The 16,801-nt window shown below is 66.7% G+C and carries 15 protein-coding genes; 10 read left to right on the top strand and 5 right to left on the bottom strand.

Annotated features, from left to right (window positions below; translation table 11 throughout):
* The first annotated feature begins 219 nt into the window (after positions 1 to 219).
* From CFB82_RS08490 to CFB82_RS08470, 5 genes are all read left to right on the top strand, one after another.
* Positions 220 to 1,467: an ROK family protein gene (locus tag CFB82_RS08490; protein WP_069249285.1), complete on the top strand. Its 1,248-nt coding sequence runs from the start codon at positions 220 to 222 to the stop codon at positions 1,465 to 1,467.
* Positions 1,454 to 3,007, top strand: a complete 1,554-nt coding sequence (locus CFB82_RS08485) for a sugar ABC transporter ATP-binding protein (RefSeq protein WP_089483908.1) — start codon at positions 1,454 to 1,456, stop codon at positions 3,005 to 3,007. The genes CFB82_RS08490 and CFB82_RS08485 overlap by 14 nt, the downstream gene beginning before the upstream one ends.
* Positions 3,008 to 3,049: 42 nt before the next feature.
* Complete coding sequence (locus tag CFB82_RS08480; protein ID WP_089439984.1) at positions 3,050 to 4,087, top strand: ABC transporter permease subunit; 1,038 nt, start codon at positions 3,050 to 3,052, stop codon at positions 4,085 to 4,087.
* A gap of 82 nt (positions 4,088 to 4,169) precedes the next feature.
* A complete protein-coding gene (locus CFB82_RS08475; RefSeq protein WP_069247853.1) occupies positions 4,170 to 5,114 on the top strand; it encodes an ABC transporter substrate-binding protein in 945 nt (314 codons plus the stop codon).
* 128 nt (positions 5,115 to 5,242) lie between these two features.
* Entirely contained in the window at positions 5,243 to 6,178 is a 936-nt protein-coding gene (locus CFB82_RS08470) for a carbohydrate kinase family protein (RefSeq protein WP_089446066.1), read from the top strand.
* Between the two features lie 22 nt (positions 6,179 to 6,200).
* Here the strand turns inward: CFB82_RS08470 and CFB82_RS08465 are convergent, their stop codons facing one another.
* The 3 genes from CFB82_RS08465 to CFB82_RS08455 all read right to left on the bottom strand — a co-directional run bounded on the left by CFB82_RS08465 (position 6,201) and on the right by CFB82_RS08455 (position 9,244).
* Positions 6,201 to 7,931: a SulP family inorganic anion transporter gene (locus CFB82_RS08465; RefSeq protein WP_089483907.1), complete on the bottom strand. Its 1,731-nt coding sequence runs from the start codon at positions 7,929 to 7,931 to the stop codon at positions 6,201 to 6,203.
* A gap of 7 nt (positions 7,932 to 7,938) precedes the next feature.
* Positions 7,939 to 8,565 carry a ParB-like protein gene (locus tag CFB82_RS08460; protein WP_089483906.1) on the bottom strand — a complete coding sequence of 209 codons (627 nt, stop codon included), beginning with the start codon at positions 8,563 to 8,565 and terminating at the stop codon, positions 7,939 to 7,941.
* A 136-nt stretch (positions 8,566 to 8,701) separates the two neighbouring features.
* Positions 8,702 to 9,244, bottom strand: coding sequence for a GNAT family N-acetyltransferase (locus CFB82_RS08455; RefSeq protein ID WP_089483905.1), 543 nt, complete (start codon positions 9,242 to 9,244; stop codon positions 8,702 to 8,704).
* Positions 9,245 to 9,525: 281 nt separating this feature from the next.
* Here CFB82_RS08455 and CFB82_RS08450 point away from each other — a divergent pair, with 281 nt between their 5' ends.
* The 4 genes from CFB82_RS08450 (at position 9,526) to CFB82_RS08435 (ending at position 14,659) form a co-directional block, all read left to right on the top strand.
* Positions 9,526 to 10,746, top strand: coding sequence for an MFS transporter (locus CFB82_RS08450; RefSeq protein WP_089483904.1), 1,221 nt, complete (start codon positions 9,526 to 9,528; stop codon positions 10,744 to 10,746).
* Between the two features lie 215 nt (positions 10,747 to 10,961).
* Positions 10,962 to 11,783 carry a TetR/AcrR family transcriptional regulator gene (locus tag CFB82_RS08445; protein ID WP_069247850.1) on the top strand — a complete coding sequence of 274 codons (822 nt, stop codon included), beginning with the start codon at positions 10,962 to 10,964 and terminating at the stop codon, positions 11,781 to 11,783.
* A gap of 156 nt (positions 11,784 to 11,939) precedes the next feature.
* A complete protein-coding gene (locus tag CFB82_RS08440) occupies positions 11,940 to 13,694 on the top strand; it encodes an AMP-binding protein (RefSeq protein WP_089483903.1) in 1,755 nt (584 codons plus the stop codon).
* A 29-nt stretch (positions 13,695 to 13,723) separates the two neighbouring features.
* Complete coding sequence (locus CFB82_RS08435; RefSeq protein WP_089483902.1) at positions 13,724 to 14,659, top strand: DUF1571 domain-containing protein; 936 nt, start codon at positions 13,724 to 13,726, stop codon at positions 14,657 to 14,659.
* 27 nt (positions 14,660 to 14,686) lie between these two features.
* On the opposite strand, the gene CFB82_RS08430 is transcribed toward CFB82_RS08435, so the two are convergent.
* Positions 14,687 to 14,971, bottom strand: coding sequence for a hypothetical protein (locus CFB82_RS08430; RefSeq protein ID WP_069247847.1), 285 nt, complete (start codon positions 14,969 to 14,971; stop codon positions 14,687 to 14,689).
* Between the two features lie 295 nt (positions 14,972 to 15,266).
* On the opposite strand from CFB82_RS08430, the gene hfq reads away from it, so the two are divergent.
* Positions 15,267 to 15,845: an RNA chaperone Hfq gene (gene hfq, locus CFB82_RS08425; protein WP_069247846.1), complete on the top strand. Its 579-nt coding sequence runs from the start codon at positions 15,267 to 15,269 to the stop codon at positions 15,843 to 15,845.
* Between the two features lie 76 nt (positions 15,846 to 15,921).
* Here the strand turns inward: hfq and CFB82_RS08420 are convergent, their stop codons facing one another.
* The gene (locus CFB82_RS08420; protein ID WP_089483901.1) at positions 15,922 to 16,623 is read right to left on the bottom strand and encodes a DUF2968 domain-containing protein; all 702 of its coding nucleotides are present in this window, start codon (positions 16,621 to 16,623) and stop codon (positions 15,922 to 15,924) included.
* Positions 16,624 to 16,801 lie beyond the last annotated feature (178 nt).

Genomic DNA, 16,801 nt, shown 5'->3' with positions numbered 1-16,801 from the left:
CCGGCGACGAGCCATTACCCAGTTCGGACCGCCCCACAAACCACCCCAGCCCAATTTTCTCGATCTCCACGATCCGCCCCCGATTCCGGACACCCGCACCGCCAATCCAGCCCTCAACCGGGATTTCCCTAGGCTGACATGACGTCGCTCACGCGGTTAAATAAATCAACGTGATTTATTTAATGCGCCGCCGAACGGCGCACCATGGAAGGAGACACCATGAGAAGCCCGCACTTCGGCCAGGGAAGCAATTCGGCCAACGTGCGCCGTTACAACGAGCGCCTGCTGCTGAAGACGCTGCGTCGCGCGGGCAGCGCGTCGAAGGCGGACCTCGCCCGCCTTGCGAGCATGACGGGAACGGCGGTCGGCAGCATCATCGCGTCACTCGCCGACGCGAAGCTGATCGAATTCGCGGGCCGCACCGAAGGCCAGCGTGGCCAGCCAGCCTCGCTGATCCGCCTCGATCCGCGCGGCGCGTTCGGCATCGGCGTCCATCTCGACCGCATGCGCATCGAAACCGCACTCGTCAACTTCGCGGGCGACGTGCTCGGCCGCCGCTCGCACGACACGCTGCTGCCGCCGCCTGCCGACGTGCTCGAGATCGTCCGCCACGACATCGATGCGATGCAGGCCCTGCTTCCCGACCACGACCGAGCGCGCCTGACCGGCATCGGCGTCGCTCAGCCGTACAACCTCGGCGCGTGGATGCGCGAACTCGGCCTCGCACCCGACACGTTCCGCGCGTGGGAAGACGTCGACTTCGCGGCCGACCTCGGTCGCACATTGTCGCTTCCGGTGTTCGGGGAAAACGACGGCAACGCCGCCGCGATCGCCGAGCTGTTCTACGGATACGGCCGGCAGTGCGACGACTTCGTCTACCTGTTCATCGGGCCGGCAATCGGCGGCGGCATCGCGATCGATGGCGACTGCCTGCGCGGCGTGACCGGCAATGCGGGCGACATCGCCGTGATTCCCGTGCCACCGAGCCGGCTGGCTTCCGCACCGCCGCCGCGCGGCCCGTGGGACATCCTGCTCGCGCGCGCGTCGCTGCATGCGCTGGTGCGCCATCTGCGCCATCACGGCGAAACGGTCGACAACCGGGCCGATCTCGAAGCGTGCATCGCCCGCGGCCTGCCCGCCGTCGACGAATGGATCGACGATTGCGTCGACGCGCTGGCGCCGGCATTGCGCGCGGTGCTGTGCGTGGTCGACGCGCCGGTGGTCGTGCTCGACGCCGATACGGACGCGGGCCTGCTCGACGCGGTCACCACGCGCCTGCGCGCGGCGCTCGTGGCCACCGCGCCCGAAGCGCGCGGCACGCCGGTGCTCGTACGCGGCACGTTTGGTGCCGACGCCGGTGCGATCGGTGCCGCCACGCTACCGATGTTCTTCAACTTCTCCCCGCGGGCCGGCATCCTCAAGGGCGCCCGCACCGACTCGCAGGAGGTCAACCATGTCGCGATCTGAGTCGCCCCGCCCATTGCTCGAGATGCGCGGGATCAGCAAGACGTTCCCGGCCGTGCGCGCGCTCGACAACGTCAGCCTGACCGTCTATCCCGGCGAGATCCATTCGCTGATGGGCGAAAACGGCGCCGGCAAATCGACGCTGATGAAGATCCTGTCGGGCGCGTACCGCGCCGACGCCGGCGGCGAGATCCTGATCGACGGCCAGCGCATCGACATCGACGGCCCGCTTGCCGCACGCGATGCGGGCGTCGCGGTGATCTACCAGGAGCTGTGCCTGTCGCCGAACCTGAGCGTCGCGGAAAACATCTACATCGGCCGCGAACTGCGGCGCGGCAACCGGCGCTGGGGCACGATCGACCGCGCGGCGATGGCGCGCGGCTGCGAGGACGTGCTCGCGCGCCTGGGTGCATCGTTCGGGCCCGACACGCTCGTCGGCACGCTGTCGATCGCGGAGCAGCAGCTCGTCGAGATCGCACGCGCCGTGCACACCCGTGCGCGCATCCTCGTGATGGACGAGCCGACCACGCCGCTGTCGTCGCGCGAAACCGAGCACCTGTTCCGCCTGATCCGCCAGTTGCGCGAGGAAGGTCTCGCGATCATCTACATCAGCCACCGGATGGCGGAGATCTACGAGCTGTCCGACCGGGTGTCGGTGCTGCGCGACGGCGCATACGTCGGCACGCTCGAACGCGCATCGCTGTCGGCCGAGCGCCTCGTCGCGATGATGGTCGGCCGCGACATCTCCGGTTTCTACAAGAAGGAACACGCGCCATACGACCCCGGCCACCTGCTGCTGTCGGTCCGCGACATCGCCGATGGCGCGCGCGTGCGCGGCTGCAGCCTCGACCTGCATGCCGGCGAAGTGCTCGGCATCGCGGGGCTCGTCGGCGCAGGCCGCACCGAACTCGCGCGGCTGATCTTCGGCGCCGAACCGCGCATGCGCGGCGACGTGAAGGTGGGCGAGCGCACGTTCGGCGCGCACTCGCCACGCGACGCGATCGATGCGGGCCTCGTCTACCTGACCGAAGACCGCAAGCGCCAGGGCCTGTTCCTCGACATGAGCGTGCGCGACAACATCAACATCTCGGTCTGCAACCGCGATGCGCGGCTCGGTGCGCTCGACCTCGCGCGCGGCGCCGAACGCGCGAAGGACGCCATTGCGTCGCTGTCGATCCGCGTGCCGAACGCGAACGTCAACGTCGGCGCGCTGTCCGGCGGCAACCAGCAGAAAGTGCTGCTGTCGCGCCTGCTCGAGACGAAGCCGCGCGTGCTGATCCTCGATGAACCGACGCGCGGCGTCGACATCGGCGCGAAATCCGAGATCTACCGGATCATCAACGAACTGGCCCGGGCCGGCGTGGGTGTCATCGTGATCTCGAGCGAACTGCCGGAAATCATCGGTGTCGCCGACCGTGTGCTCGTGATGCGCGAAGGCGAGATCGCCGGCGAACTCGGCGGCTACACGCCCACACCCATCACGCAGGAAGCCATCATCGCGCTCGCCACCGGCTCGCAAGCCGAACGCGTCGACGCGCACTGAGCCTCGCCTTCTTCATCTTCTTCTTACATTCAGGTTACCGAAATGATCAACCCGACCAAGCAGCGGAACCTCGCTTCCGCGACGGCCCAGCCGGTGGCCACCCGTACGCCGCTGTTGCGCGGCGCCGATCAACGCGCCCGCATGCAGTCGCTGATCCGCACGGCCGGCATGCTGCCGGTGCTGCTGGTCCTGTGCATCGGCTTCGGCTTTCTGACCGACGGTTTCTTCACGCTGCAGAACCTGTCGATCGTCACGCAGCAGGCGTCGATCAACATCGTGCTCGCCGCCGGCATGACCTTCGTGATCCTGACGGGCGGCATCGACCTGTCGGTCGGCTCGGTGCTTGCCGCCGCGGCCGTCGCGGCGCTGCTCGCGTCGACCATCCCGGGCTGGGGCTGGCTCGGCGTGCCGTTCGCGCTCGTCGTCGGCCTCGTGTTCGGCGCGATCAACGGCGGGCTGATCTCGTTCCTGCGCCTGCCGCCGTTCATCGTCACGCTCGGTGCGATGACGGCCGTGCGCGGCGTCGCGCGCCTGATCGGCAACGACACGACCGTGTTCAATCCGCAACTGCCGTTCGCGTTCATCGGCAACGGCACGATCCTCGGCGTGCCGTGGCTCGTCGTGATCGCATGCGCGGTGATCGCGATCTCGTGGTTCATCCTGCGCCGCACGGTGCTCGGGATGCGCATCTATTCGGTCGGCGGCAATCCGGAAGCCGCCCGCCTGTCGGGCATCAACGTGCGGGCGATCCAGCTGTTCGTGTACGCGGCGTCGGGGCTGCTCGCCGGCCTCGGCGCGGTGATGTCGGCCGCGCGGCTCTATGCGGCCAACGGCCTGCAGCTCGGCCAGTCGTACGAACTCGACGCGATCGCCGCAGTGATCCTCGGCGGCACGAGCTTCGTCGGCGGCGTCGGCTCGATCGTCGGCACGCTGATCGGTGCGCTGATCATCGCGGTGCTGACCAACGGGCTCGTGCTGCTCGGCGTGTCCGACATCTGGCAGTACATCATCAAGGGGCTCGTGATCATCGGCGCCGTCGCGCTCGACCGCTACCGCCAGCGCGATTCGGCCCGTACCTGAGCCCCTGCCCGTCCATTCAACCTGGCGGCGCAGGCCGATCCCTGCGCCCGCCCGCCAAGCAACTTCACGGAGACACCACGACATGTTCAAGCACAAAGCCGCCCTGACCGCCGTCGCCTGCGCACTCGCCTTCGGCGCTTCCGCCGCGCACGCGGCCGACAAACCGCTCAAATCGATCGGCGTCACGGTCGGGTCGCTCGGCAACCCGTACTTCGTCACGATCGTCAAGGGCGCCGAGGCGCGCGCCAAGCAGCTCAACCCGAATGCGAAAGTCACGGCCGTGTCGGCCGACTACGACCTGAACAAGCAGTTCACGCAGATCGACAACTTCATCTCCGCGCACGTCGACATGATCCTGCTCAACGCAACCGATCCGAAGGCGATCGAGCCGGCGGTGAAGAAGGCGCAGGCGGCCGGCATCACGGTCGTCGCGGTCGACGTCGCGGCGGCCGGCGCGAACGCGACCGTGCAGACCAACAACGTGAAGGCCGGCGAGCTGGCTTGCGACTACATCGCGAAGAAACTCAACGGCAAGGGCAACGTGATCATCGAGAACGGCCCGCAGGTGTCGGCCGTGATCGATCGCGTCAACGGCTGCAAGACCGTGCTCGCGAAAAGCGCCGGCATCAAGGTGCTGTCGAGCGACCAGGACGGCAAGGGCTCGCGTGAAGGCGGGATGAATGCGATGCAGGGCTACCTGACGCGCTTTCCGAAGCTCGACGCGGTGTTCACGATCAACGACCCGCAGGCGATCGGCAGCGATCTCGCCGCGAAACAGCTGAACCGCCCGAACATCGTGATCACGTCGGTCGACGGTGCGCCCGATATCGAGGTCGCGCTCAAGTCGAATACGCTCGTGCAGGCGTCGTCGAGCCAGGACCCTTGGGCGATGGCGCAGCAGGCCGTCAACGTCGGCTACGGCATCATGAACGGCCAGAAGCCAGCCAATCCGATGATCCTGATCGAGCCGACGCTCATCACGCGCGACAACGTGAAGAGCTACAAGGGCTGGAGCGCCCCGCGCTGATCGCGCCCCCCCGTCCGCACGACCGGGCAGTGCCGGGCCACGTCGCAGCGTGCGACGGCCCGCACTGCCCGCCGTTTCAGATCAATCGCTGCATCGCCGCGCACCCCGCCGCGGCACAAGGTTTCGACATGACGACGACGTTTCCCCGCCTGATCGTATTCGGCGAAGCATTGACCGATTTCATCCGCGACGACGCACAGCACTGGCATAGCGTCGCCGGCGGCTCATGCTGGAACGTCGCGCGCGTCGGTGCGCGACTCGGCGTGCCGACGGCCTTCGCCGGCACGGTCAGTCGCGACACCTTCGGTGACGAGCTGATGCGCAAGAGCGCCGACGCGGGGCTCGACCTGCGCTTCATCCGGCAGGTCGATCGCGCGCCGCTGCTCGCGATGGTCGTGTCGAAGCAGCCGCCCCACTACTTCTTCATCGGCGAGAACAGCGCCGATCTCGCGTTCGATCCGGCGGACCTGCCCGCCGGCGCACTCGACGCCGCCGAGATCGTGCACGTCGGTTCGCTCGGCGTCGTGCGCGAGCCGCTGGCGTCGCGCCTGATCGACGTGGCGCAGGCTGCGCGGGCGGCCGGCAAGCGGATCTCGTTCGACCCGAACTTCCGCGCACCGATGGCCGCGCCGTCGTATCGCGACACACTGCGCCGGCTGGCCGGGCTCGCCGACTGGATCAAGGTATCCGACGAGGATCTGCGCGGGCTGTTTCCCGAACTCGATGAAGCCGCCGCACTCGCGCAACTGCGCACGTGGGCGCCGGACGCCGCGATGCTCGTCACGCGCGGCGCATCCGGCATGCAGCTCTTGCATCGTGACATCGTGCTGTTCCAGCCCGCGTTCCCGACCGACGTGGCCGACACCGTCGGCTGCGGCGATGCGAGCATCGGCGGCTGGCTCGCGAGCCAGCTCGCGCGTCCCGATGCATCAGCCGCCGAACATCTGCGCTACGCAGCCGCGTGCGCGGCGGTCGCCTGTGCGCATGCAGGCGCCTATGCGCCGACGGCGGCCGAAGTGACCGCCATGATCGATCGCTCCGCCGACGCCGTGGTTTCGCCATAGCGCGCGCCGGCGCGCCGCCCCGTCACGCGGCGGTCGTGCCGTCGCTGCCGTCCGGCGGCATCCGGGCTTGCAGCAGTTGCAGGCTCTCGTCGACGCTCAGTTCGGACATTTCATCGTCGTGCAGCGTATCGTCGGCCGCGCGGCGCAACGCGTGCAGCGCGTGCACCTTGAGCCGCACGATCGCGAGCCGCAACCCGCGCGCCGTGCATTCGGCCGCGAACGTGCGCAACGATTCGATCGTCGTGCTGTCGACATCCGGCGTTTCCTCGAGGCTCAGCATCACGGTATGCGCGTCCGGCGCGGCCTTCATCAGCGCACGCACGCGGTTCAGCATCCGGTCCGCATTCGCGAAGAACAGTTGCGCCTCGGGCCGCACGATCAGCACGCCCGGCACCGGCTTCGCATCGGCATGGCTCGCCACGTCGACGAAATCGTGACTGTCGCGCAGCCTGCCGAGCACGCTGACGTTCGGCTCGGACAGCTTGCGCAGCGTCAGCAGCAGGCTCACGCCGATGGCCGCGAGCAACCCGTGCAGCACGCCGAGCACGAGCACCGCGAGCAGCGCGGCGATCACCACGAGCCGGTCGCGATGCCAGGCCCAGTACGGCCGGAATACCGACGGATGCAGCGAGTGGCTGACCGCGAAGATCACGATCGCCGCGAGCACGGGCTCCGGCGTGCGCGCGAGCTGCGGCAGCAGCAGCCAGACGATCAGCGCGACCACGCCCGCCGCCCACAGGCCGGCAAAGCGCGACTGCGCGCCGGCCGCTTCGTTCGCCGAGGTCGCCGAATAGCCGGCGCCGACCGGCATCCCGTGCAGCAGGCCCGACGCGAGGTTCGCGCAGCCGAGCGCGACGAGGTCGCGGTTCGGCGACACGCTGTCGCCGTGCTTCAGCGCGAAGTTGCGGATCGACCCGTACGATTCCGCGTACAGGATCAGCATCAGCGCGAACGCAAGCTCGATGGTCTGCATCCACGCGTTGCGGTCGAGGGCCGGCAGGCCGAACTCGATATGCTTGAAATCGATATGGCCGACGATCGCGATCCCGTATCGCTGCCACTCGATCGCATAGCCGACTGCGATCGACAGCACGATCACGACGAGCGTCGCGGGCACGCGTGAGCTCCGCCCGAGCGCGAACAGCAACGCCAGTGCGATCGCCCCGAGTACGACGCTCGCGAGATTCGCATGCGGCGCGCCGGTGATCAGGTCGAGCGCGACATGCGGCGCATCGCTGTGCTGCACGGAGATCGCGAGGATCTTCGGCAACTGCTTGATGACGATCGTCAGCGCGAGGCCGAACGTGAAGCCGCGCAACACCGGCCGTGCGACGAAGTCCGACATGCCGCCGAGCCGCGCGGCACCGGCCAGGATGAACAGCACACCCGTCATCGCGACGAGCGCCGCCGCGAGTGCGAGCTGCGCGGCGAGCGCCACCCCCGACTCCGCGAGCACGGTCGCCGCGAGCACGGCGGCCGACGACGACGTCGACGACACGATCGCGAAGCGGCTGCTGCCGGTGAGCGCATAGACGACGAGCCCCGACAGCAACGCGATGAGACCGGCCTGCGGCGGCAGGTTCGCCAGCCCCGCATACGCAACCGCCTCGGGAATCAGCAGCCCCGCGATCGACAGGCCGGCCAGCGCATCGAGGCCGATGCGTCGCGTGGGCGGCGGCGAGGCCGTGTCGAGCGCGGCGAAATGGTCGGCATGCTGCGGGCCGGCATCGGGACGGATCGGGGCGGTCGTCATGAGGCGGTCAGGGCTTGACGGCGATGACGCCCGACCAGCCGGGCAGATAGCGTGCATCCTGCTCATGCGCGCGATGCAGTGCGATGTCGAGCGCCTTCGCGAAGTTCTTGCGGATCTGGTCGAGCGACACGTGCTGGCGCAGGTAGTCGGCCCACAGGAATTCGCTGAACGGCGTCGCATCCTTCGCATAGCCGCCCGCCGTACGCAGTTCGCCGGCAAGGCTGCGGTACGGATCGTCCACGAGCCCCGTCAGCGCCTTCGGCAGATTCGCGTAGTCGCGGCGCGTGCCGTCCGCGCCGAACGGATGCACCCACTGGTTGTGTTCCATCATCCGCCAGAAGATCGTGTCGTCGAGCCATGACAGATCCTTCAGCAGCATCGCGTTCACGCGTGCCTCGCCTTCCTCGATCAGCGCGAGGCCGAGGTGGTGGTGATCGGTGATGTAGTGCAGCCCGTCGGGGCCGAGCACCGCCGGGAACCAGTGCGAATCGATCGCGGCCTTGCGCGCGCGCTTGCTGAGCGCCTTCCAGTGCTTGCGCTTCGCCTTGACTTCGCGATAGCCGACCGTCATCTGCGTGGGACGCAGGTCTTCAAGCTTGACGGGAATCAGGTGAACATCGTTGCCGAGAGCCATGGTCGTACCCCATGTTGCGAAATTCCGGCAACGATACTCCTGATCGCGCGAGCCGTTAATACGTCATGACCTCGATACGCGTCCGGTTGACGATCTCTGACAACCGCCCGACGCCCCGCCCTCGCACGGCGCCGCGCTACGCGCGCAGATCGTTGCGCTCGAGACGATGTCGAATGTAAGGAATGCTATCGTGCACGACGCTCACGCGACGCATCCCGAGCTTGCGCGCGACATTCAGCGAGCCGCTGTTGGCCTCGGCAATATCGGCGATCACGCGCGGCAGGCGCACGGTGTCGAACGCGTGACGCACGACGGCTGCCGCGGCTTCGCTCGCGATGCCGCGCCCCCATGTCGCACGCAGCAACCGCCAGCCGATCTCGACGTCGTGCGCACCGTCCACGTAGTCGGGAATCAGCAGGATCCAGCCGACGAATGCATCGGGCGCGGCCTTCTCGAAGATCGACCAGTAGCCGAGGCCCGGCGGATAGTTACACGTGATCCGGTGCGTGACGAAGCGCCGATGCTCGACGGGATCGTGCCACGGGCCCGCGATGTGCCGCGTGACCTCGGGATCGCGATCCATCGCGAGGCACGCGTCGAGATCGGCCAGCACACGCGGACGCAGCCACAGCCGGGCAGTCTCGAGCACGGGCAGCGTGGCGGCGGGACGTTCGGTCATCGGGACTCCTGATTCGGTGACGATGCGCACCGGGCGCATTACAAAACAGATACAAACAGCCTTCCGGAATGATACAGATGCCTGTCGCCGGCTTCGTGCGACGGCATTGCCGTTTCCGAAACAGTTCATTTCCTAGGGATTATTCCCGATTCAACGTTATCGCGCCCCACATCGTCCGACGCCGCGGCCTACACTCGATCAATGCCCCCGCACCACGCGCAAGCCGGGCCGGCATCCGCATGCACAACGTGAGCGCGCAAGCCAACGAGGAGACCTCGGACATGAGCTGGACCCGCGAACAACGCAACGTCACGATCGCCGCCTACCTCGGCTGGACACTCGATGCGTTCGATTTCTTCCTGATGGTCTTCGTGCTGAAGGACATCGCCGCCGAATTCGGGTCGACGATTCCTGCCGTCGCGTTCGCGCTCACCCTGACGCTCGCGATGCGCCCGCTCGGCGCACTGATCTTCGGCCGGCTCGCCGATCGTTTCGGCCGTCGCCCGACGCTGATGGTCAACATCGCCTGCTACTCGCTGCTCGAACTCGCATCGGGTTTCGCGCCGAGCCTGACCGCGCTGCTCGTGCTGCGCGCGTTGTTCGGCGTCGCGATGGGCGGCGAATGGGGTGTCGGCTCCGCACTGACGATGGAAACCGTGCCGACCCATGCGCGCGGCTTCGTGTCGGGACTGCTGCAGGCCGGCTATCCGAGCGGCTACCTGCTTGCGTCCGTCGTGTTCGGCCTGTTCTACCAGTACATCGGCTGGCGCGGCATGTTCATGGTCGGCGTGCTGCCCGCGCTGCTCGTGCTGTACGTGCGCTCGCACGTGCCCGAATCGCCGGCATGGAAGCAGATGGAAAAGCGCCCGCGCCCGAGCCTTGGCACCACGCTGAAGCAGAACTGGAAACTCACGATCTACGCGATCGTGCTGATGACCGCATTCAACTTCTTCTCGCACGGCACGCAGGATCTCTATCCGACGTTCCTGCGCGAACAGCATCACTTCGATCCGCATACCGTGTCGTGGATCACGATCGTGCTGAACATCGGCGCCATCGTCGGCGGCCTGTCGTTCGGCGCGATCTCGGAACGGATCGGCCGCCGTCGCGCCATCTTCATCGCTGCGTTGATCGCCCTGCCCGTGCTGCCGCTGTGGGCGTTCTCGAGCGGCCCGGTTGCCCTCGCCGCGGGGGCGTTCCTGATGCAGATCTCGGTGCAGGGTGCGTGGGGCGTGATCCCGGTCCACCTGAACGAGATCTCGCCCGACGAGATCCGCGCGACCTTCCCCGGCGTCGTCTACCAGCTCGGCAACCTGCTCGCGTCGGGCAACGCGACGATGCAGGCCTCGCTCGCCGTTTCGCACAACAACAATTACAGCTTCGCGCTCGCGCTCGTGGCCGGCATCGTCGCCGTCGTGATCGCCGTGCTGATCCAGTTCAGCCGCGAGCGGCGCGGCATCGACATGACGCAATCGGTCAATACACGTAGCACGGTCACCTGAACCCGCGCATTGCCGCACCGCATCATCGCGCATGCCCCGTCCTGTCGAGGGCACGCGCGATACTTTCCGCATTCGCACATCGAACTAGAGGAATTTGTCCAGATTCCCCGCTTGCCCGCTCGGTCCGCGATTTTTTATCTTAATAAAAACGACTGTTTGAATCAGACAAACAAATCACCAGTTCGCGGCCGGGCGACCGGCATGGGAGGCGGGACATGGCAGTAAGTCAGGAGGGGCGGCCATCCGCGGGACGGCCGTCCGGGGCACGGTCATCCGGCACGCGGCAGACCGGCGGGACGAAGGCGCGCATCCTCGATGCGGCCGAGGACCTGTTCATCGAGCATGGCTTCGAGGCGATGTCGATGCGGCAGATCACCTCGCGTGCGGCGGTCAACCTCGCCGCGGTCAACTACCACTTCGGCAGCAAGGAAGCGCTGATCCACGCGATGTTGTCGCGCCGGCTCGACCAGCTCAACCAGGAGCGCCTCGGCATCCTCGACCGCTTCGATGCACAACTCGGCACGCACATCACCTGCGAGCACGTGCTCGGCGCGATGTTCATTCCCGCGCTGAAGGCCTCGCGCAATCCCGAACGCGGCGGGCCCGGCTTCCTGCGCCTGATCGGCCGTGCGTACACCGATCCGTCGCCGTTCGTGCGCAACTTTCTGACCGCGCACTATGCGAGTGTCGCGGGCCGCTTCTTCGACGCGTTCCAGCGCGCGTTGCCCCACCTGCCGCGCACGGAGCTCGGCTGGCGGCTGCACTTCGCGATCGGCGCGCTGTCCGGCGCGCTCGCGGGCGCCGAAACGGAAAGCCTGATCGACGAGTTTTCACAAGGCCGCACGATGAACGACGTGCAGATGATCGCGCGACTATCGTCGCTGATCGTCGCCGCGCTGAAAGCGCCGATGCCCGACAGCGCGCAACTGTCGATCTTCGCGGCCGTGCTCGACGATGCGGGGGCCAGCGAAGCGTTCGGGCTGCCGCAGTCGGGTACGCGCCCCGTCGATACGGCGACGCTGCATTCCACGAACTGAGCGCGCGAGGCCACGCGCGGCGTCCTGTTCACGATTTGATTGAAACGCGCGGTCGTGCGGGGCGTCGAGGCGCCCCGTCGATCGACCGTGCGGCACGGGGCACGGGCCGGCGCCGAAGCGCCCACCCTCGCCAAGAGCAAAGACCGGAGACTCGTCATGTCATCTTCCGCAGCAACCGCAGCGGCCCAGGTTCCGCCGAATACCGACGGCATCTGGTACGCGTCATACCCGCCCGGCGTCCCGCACGACATCGACGTCACGCAATACGCGTCGCTCGTGCAGTTCTTCGACGAATGCACGAGCCGCTTCGTCGAGCGCGTCGCCTACGTGAGCGCGGGTGCATCGATGACCTATCGCACGCTCGCGCAGAAGGTCGACGCGTTCGCGTCGTACCTGCAAAGCATCGGCATCCAGCCCGGCGATCGCGTCGCGATCATGCTGCCGAACACGTTCCAGTACCCGGTCGCGCTGTTCGGCACGCTGAAGGCCGGCGCGATCGTCGTCAACGTCAATCCGCTCTACACCGTGCGCGAACTCGCACACCAACTGAAGGACAGCGGCGCGCAAACGATCGTCGTGTTCGAGAACTTCGCGCGCACGCTGCAGGACGCGCTGCCGGAAACGCAGGTGAAGAACATCGTCGTCACCGCGCTCGGCGACCTGCTCGCCGACGGCTTCAATGCGAAAGGACGCCTGATCAATTTCGTGCTGAAGCACGTGAAGAAGCTCGTGCCGGCCTACCACCTGCCGCAGGCCATCCGGTTGCGCTCCGCCCTCGCGCTCGGTGCGCGCGGCAAGCCTCAGCCGGTACCGATCACGCGCGACGACCTCGCGTTCCTGCAATACACGGGCGGCACGACCGGCGTCGCGAAAGGCGCGATGCTCACGCACGGCAACCTGATCGCGAACCTGCTGCAGGCGAAGGCCTGGATCGCCGACCAGGTCTCGGGCGACGTCGAAACCGTGCTCACGCCGCTGCCGCTGTATCACATCTATTCGCTGACGGTGAACGCCTTCATCTTCATGGGGCTCGGCGGGCGCAACATCCTGATCGCGAACCCGCGCGACATGACGATGGTGATGAAGATCATTCGCAACGAGACGTTCACCGGGATCACCGGCATCAACACGCTGTACAACGCGTTCCTCGACAACGAGGAATTCCGCAAGCGCGATTTCTCGAAGCTGAAGCTCGCGATGGCCGGCGGGATGGCGATGCAGCGCGCGGTCGCCGAGCGCTTCCAGCAGGTGACGGGCCGGCCGGTCGTCGAGGGCTACGGCCTGACCGAGTGCTCGCCGATCGTCACGATGAACCCCGTGGACCTGAACGACATGGCCGCGTTCAGCGGTTCGATCGGCCTGCCCGCGCCGTCCACCCTCGTGCGCTTTCGCCGCGAGGACGGCACCTGGGCGCCCGTCGGCGAACCGGGCGAGCTGTGCGTGCGTGGCCCGCAGGTGATGCGCGGCTACTGGCAGCGCCCCGACGAGACGGCCAAGGTGATCGACGACGACGGCTGGCTCGGCACCGGCGACATCGGCGTGATGGACGAACGCGGCTTCATCCGCCTGATCGACCGCAAGAAGGACATGATCCTCGTGTCGGGCTTCAACGTGTATCCGAACGAGATCGAGGAAGTGCTGGTGATGCACCCGGGCATCAGCGAGGCCGCGGCGATCGGCATTCCTGACGAGGTACAGGGTGAACGGATCAAGGTGTTCGTCGTGCGCCGCGACCCGTCGCTGACGGTCGACGACGTGCTCGCACACTGCCGCAAGAACCTGACCGGCTACAAGATGCCGAAATTCGTCGAGTTCCGCGACGCGCTGCCGCAGACGAACGTCGGCAAGATCCTGCGCCGTGCGTTGCGCGACGAGGAACTCGCCAAAATCAAGGCCGCGAAGCAAGGCTGAACGATCCATCGCCCCGGGAGACGCCGTCGATGAACGAAGGAAAGAAGCGCCACGCGCGGCATGCCGCCGCCGTGGCAGTCGTGTGCATGCTGTCGCTCGCCCAGAGTGGCCTGCATGCGCAGGAAGCGGCCAGCGCCGTGAGCGCGGCGCAGGAGATCGCCCTGCCGGCCGATCTCGCGAAAGTCGTACGCGAGCCGGTCGCGCAGCAGGCACGCTGGCTGCGCACGGCCGCGCAGCGCGGCACGGCCGCGCAGCGCGGCACGCTCGCGCAACTCGATGACGCGACGCTCACGGCGCTCTTCAAGGCACTCGATCCGCTCGCCGTGCCGCTCTATATCCGTAACGGTCCCAACGGCTATCCGTCCTACCAGTTCACGATGGTGCGCCAGGAACGCATCAGCGGAAAATGGTCCGATACGCCCGACCGCATGCTCGTGAAGACCACCCGCGAGCCGCTGCGCGTCTATGCGAAATGGCTGCCGGGCGGCGCGCATGCCGGACAGGAGACCATCTACGACACGACGCAGCGCAAGGACGAGATGTACGGCCACCTCGGCGGCCTGCTCGGCAAGATTCCGCTGTGGACGGCCATCGACGGCGCACTCGCGCGCGCCCAGTCGAATCACCAGGTGAAGGATCTCGGCACCGAATTCATCACGAACCTGTACCTGACCGAAGGGAAGAAATATCTGGAAGCCGGCGTGCAGCGGCCGACCGATGTGGAAGCCAGAACGATCAACGGCGTGCGCGTCGTTACGCTCACCTACGAAACACCGACCGGCCGGCCGCAGTTCTACGCGAAGAAGGAAGTCCTCGGGCTCGACCTGCACGCGCCCTATTTCCGGACCGTCGAGTCGTATGACAACGACGGCAGGATCTTCGAGCGGATCGTCATCGAGAAAATCGCGCCGGCGACGCTCGACGACACCGCATTCGACCCGAAAAACCCCGACTACGCGTTCTGATGCGCGCCGGCGGGGTGGATCCCGGGCTCAATCGTCATCATCGTCGCCGTGGTGCCGGTGCCAATGCTTGTAATAGTGCTTGCGCCACTTGCGATAGCGATCGTCGTCGTCATCGCCGTCGTAGCCGTATCCATAGCCCGGATAGGCGACCACGGCCGGCTGCGGCGCCACATAGACCGGCGCCGGCTCGACATAGACCGGCGCGACCGGTACGCCGATGCCGACCGACAGGTCGACATGCCCCGCCATCGCACTGCCGGAAGCCAGCAACGCCACGCTCCCGACCCACCCTGCCCATTGCCTCTTGTTCATGTTCTGAATCCCTGATATACCGGCCCGCCCGGCTCGCGCGACTAAAGTAAACGTGGCGCGCGAACCAAGGTGATACGGCCTTGCGAGAGTCGTAACGCGGCGTAACGAAATGGCATTTGCCGTTTGGCCGAATCGCGAAAATGCGCTGGAACGTCTATAGTGGGTTACGGTTCGACACAATCACGACTTCGCGCTCCCCGATCGAACAGGGTAGAATTCCGCGAAACGGCTTGTGGACGAACACGCCACACACACGCACAACATATTCTCTGACGCAGGCTCCTGCCGCACCTCAATGGCCAATCCCGCAGAATCCCATCCGCAAAACGACTTCATCAATTCGGCGCGCAAGGAACGTAAGCGCGTTGAAATCTATCTCGTCAACGGTATTCGTCTGACGGGGTGTATCGAGTCGTTCGACCAGTACCTGGTGATGCTGCGCACCCCCGTGGGTCTGCAAGGCATCTACAAGCGCGCGATTTCCACGATCCAGCTCGACACGGGCGGCTCGCGCCCGGGCGGCAGCGGCCCCCGCGGGCCGCGCACCGGCGGGCGCCCCGGCGGCCGTGAAGGCGGCGGTCACAGCCCGTACGGCTCGCACGGCGGCCCGCGTGAATCGCGCGGCGACGGCGGCTACGGCTCCCGCGAACCGCGTGAAGGCTATGGCTCGCGCGAACCGCGCGAGGGTTACGGCTCGCGTGAGCCGCGCGAAGGCTACGGTGCCCCGCGCGAACCTCGCGAACCGCGCGAAAGCTACGGCGCACCGCGCGACACCGGCGACGCATCCGGCAACGCCTCGTCGTCGGATTCCCGCGGCGGCAGCGGGCCGGTCATCGTGACGCGCCGCCGGCGAATCGTGCCGGACGGCCAGTAAAGCAAAAGGGCAAGCCAACCGGCTTGCCCTTTTTACTTGTGCTGCCGCGCGGCATGTCGCCGCACCGCTGCCGGGTTCAGCGTGCCGTCGTCGGCAGGCCCGCATCGGCCTCACGCTGCAACGAACGCACCTGCTGCTGCAACGCACGCAGTTGCGACTGAAGCTCGGCCTGCTGCGCCTGCAATGCGGCCGTCTCGTTGCGTACGCTCCTCTGGCGATCCGCGACCGCCGCCTGCTGCTGGCGCGCGATCGAGATATCGGCCTGCAGACGCCGCGCGCGATCCTGCGTGACTTCGATCTGCTTGTCCATTTGCGCCTTCTGCGATTCCAGCTTCGCCGCCCGCAGTTCGTTCACGGCCAGCCGCTCCGCCTGGCGCGAGAAATCGCGATAGATCGCTTCCGCACGCGTTTCGTCGTAAGTCTTGATGACACGCCAGAACGCCTTCTGCTGGAACAGCGCGACGAAGTATGCACCATCCTTCACGTTGAACAGCAGGCTCGCGCCGTAGCTGCCGTTGTAGCTCGTGCGCATTTCCGTCAGCGAGTGCGCCTGGATCTGGCGCTGCAAGTCGTCGACCGTGCTCGGCCCCGTGGACTCGCCCGCCTGCGGCTGCAGCGACGTCTGCGAATCGATCACCGGAATCGCCGCCACCGTCGCCGATGCCTGCTGTACGGCCGGCGAACCGCTGTCCGCCAGACTTTGCGCATATGCGCCCTGCATGCCTCCCGCCAGGGCGAACAATACGCACGCCCTTCCCAACCCCGTCATATGGCTCATGAAGTTCTATTCCCGCCCGAGTCGTTGTAATTCAGCGCGATTTTATCTCATTACTGACCAGTTCATCAAATAGTGCGTAATATTCAAGCGGCGTAACGGACATGTTTCTCGTTGAACAGGTTACGAATCACGTGAGGTTCCTTCTGGCGACGATGCAAATGGCTCCGGACATGCCGGA

Source organism: Burkholderia sp. HI2714 (assembly GCF_002223085.1).
Lineage (GTDB): Bacteria > Pseudomonadota > Gammaproteobacteria > Burkholderiales > Burkholderiaceae > Burkholderia > Burkholderia lata_D.
The sequence above is the reverse complement of the archived record's forward strand: the minus strand, read 5'-3'. Positions and strand labels throughout refer to the sequence as shown.

Bases quoted from the DNA above. Each gene is read 5' to 3' on its own strand.
- CFB82_RS08455 (WP_089483905.1), bottom strand. From the start codon at position 9,244: ATGACCGAACGTCCCGCCGCCACGCTGCCCGTGCTCGAGACTGCCCGG.
- hfq (WP_069247846.1), top strand. From the start codon at position 15,267: ATGGCCAATCCCGCAGAATCCCATCCGCAAAACGACTTCATCAATTCG.
- CFB82_RS08480 (WP_089439984.1), top strand. From the start codon at position 3,050: ATGATCAACCCGACCAAGCAGCGGAACCTCGCTTCCGCGACGGCCCAG.
- CFB82_RS08435 (WP_089483902.1), top strand. From the start codon at position 13,724: ATGAACGAAGGAAAGAAGCGCCACGCGCGGCATGCCGCCGCCGTGGCA.
- CFB82_RS08420 (WP_089483901.1), bottom strand. From the start codon at position 16,623: ATGAGCCATATGACGGGGTTGGGAAGGGCGTGCGTATTGTTCGCCCTG.
- CFB82_RS08430 (WP_069247847.1), bottom strand. From the start codon at position 14,971: ATGAACAAGAGGCAATGGGCAGGGTGGGTCGGGAGCGTGGCGTTGCTG.
- CFB82_RS08475 (WP_069247853.1), top strand. From the start codon at position 4,170: ATGTTCAAGCACAAAGCCGCCCTGACCGCCGTCGCCTGCGCACTCGCC.
- CFB82_RS08450 (WP_089483904.1), top strand. From the start codon at position 9,526: ATGAGCTGGACCCGCGAACAACGCAACGTCACGATCGCCGCCTACCTC.
- CFB82_RS08465 (WP_089483907.1), bottom strand. From the start codon at position 7,931: ATGACGACCGCCCCGATCCGTCCCGATGCCGGCCCGCAGCATGCCGAC.
- CFB82_RS08470 (WP_089446066.1), top strand. From the start codon at position 5,243: ATGACGACGACGTTTCCCCGCCTGATCGTATTCGGCGAAGCATTGACC.
- CFB82_RS08485 (WP_089483908.1), top strand. From the start codon at position 1,454: ATGTCGCGATCTGAGTCGCCCCGCCCATTGCTCGAGATGCGCGGGATC.
- CFB82_RS08460 (WP_089483906.1), bottom strand. From the start codon at position 8,565: ATGGCTCTCGGCAACGATGTTCACCTGATTCCCGTCAAGCTTGAAGAC.
- CFB82_RS08490 (WP_069249285.1), top strand. From the start codon at position 220: ATGAGAAGCCCGCACTTCGGCCAGGGAAGCAATTCGGCCAACGTGCGC.
- CFB82_RS08440 (WP_089483903.1), top strand. From the start codon at position 11,940: ATGTCATCTTCCGCAGCAACCGCAGCGGCCCAGGTTCCGCCGAATACC.
- CFB82_RS08445 (WP_069247850.1), top strand. From the start codon at position 10,962: ATGGCAGTAAGTCAGGAGGGGCGGCCATCCGCGGGACGGCCGTCCGGG.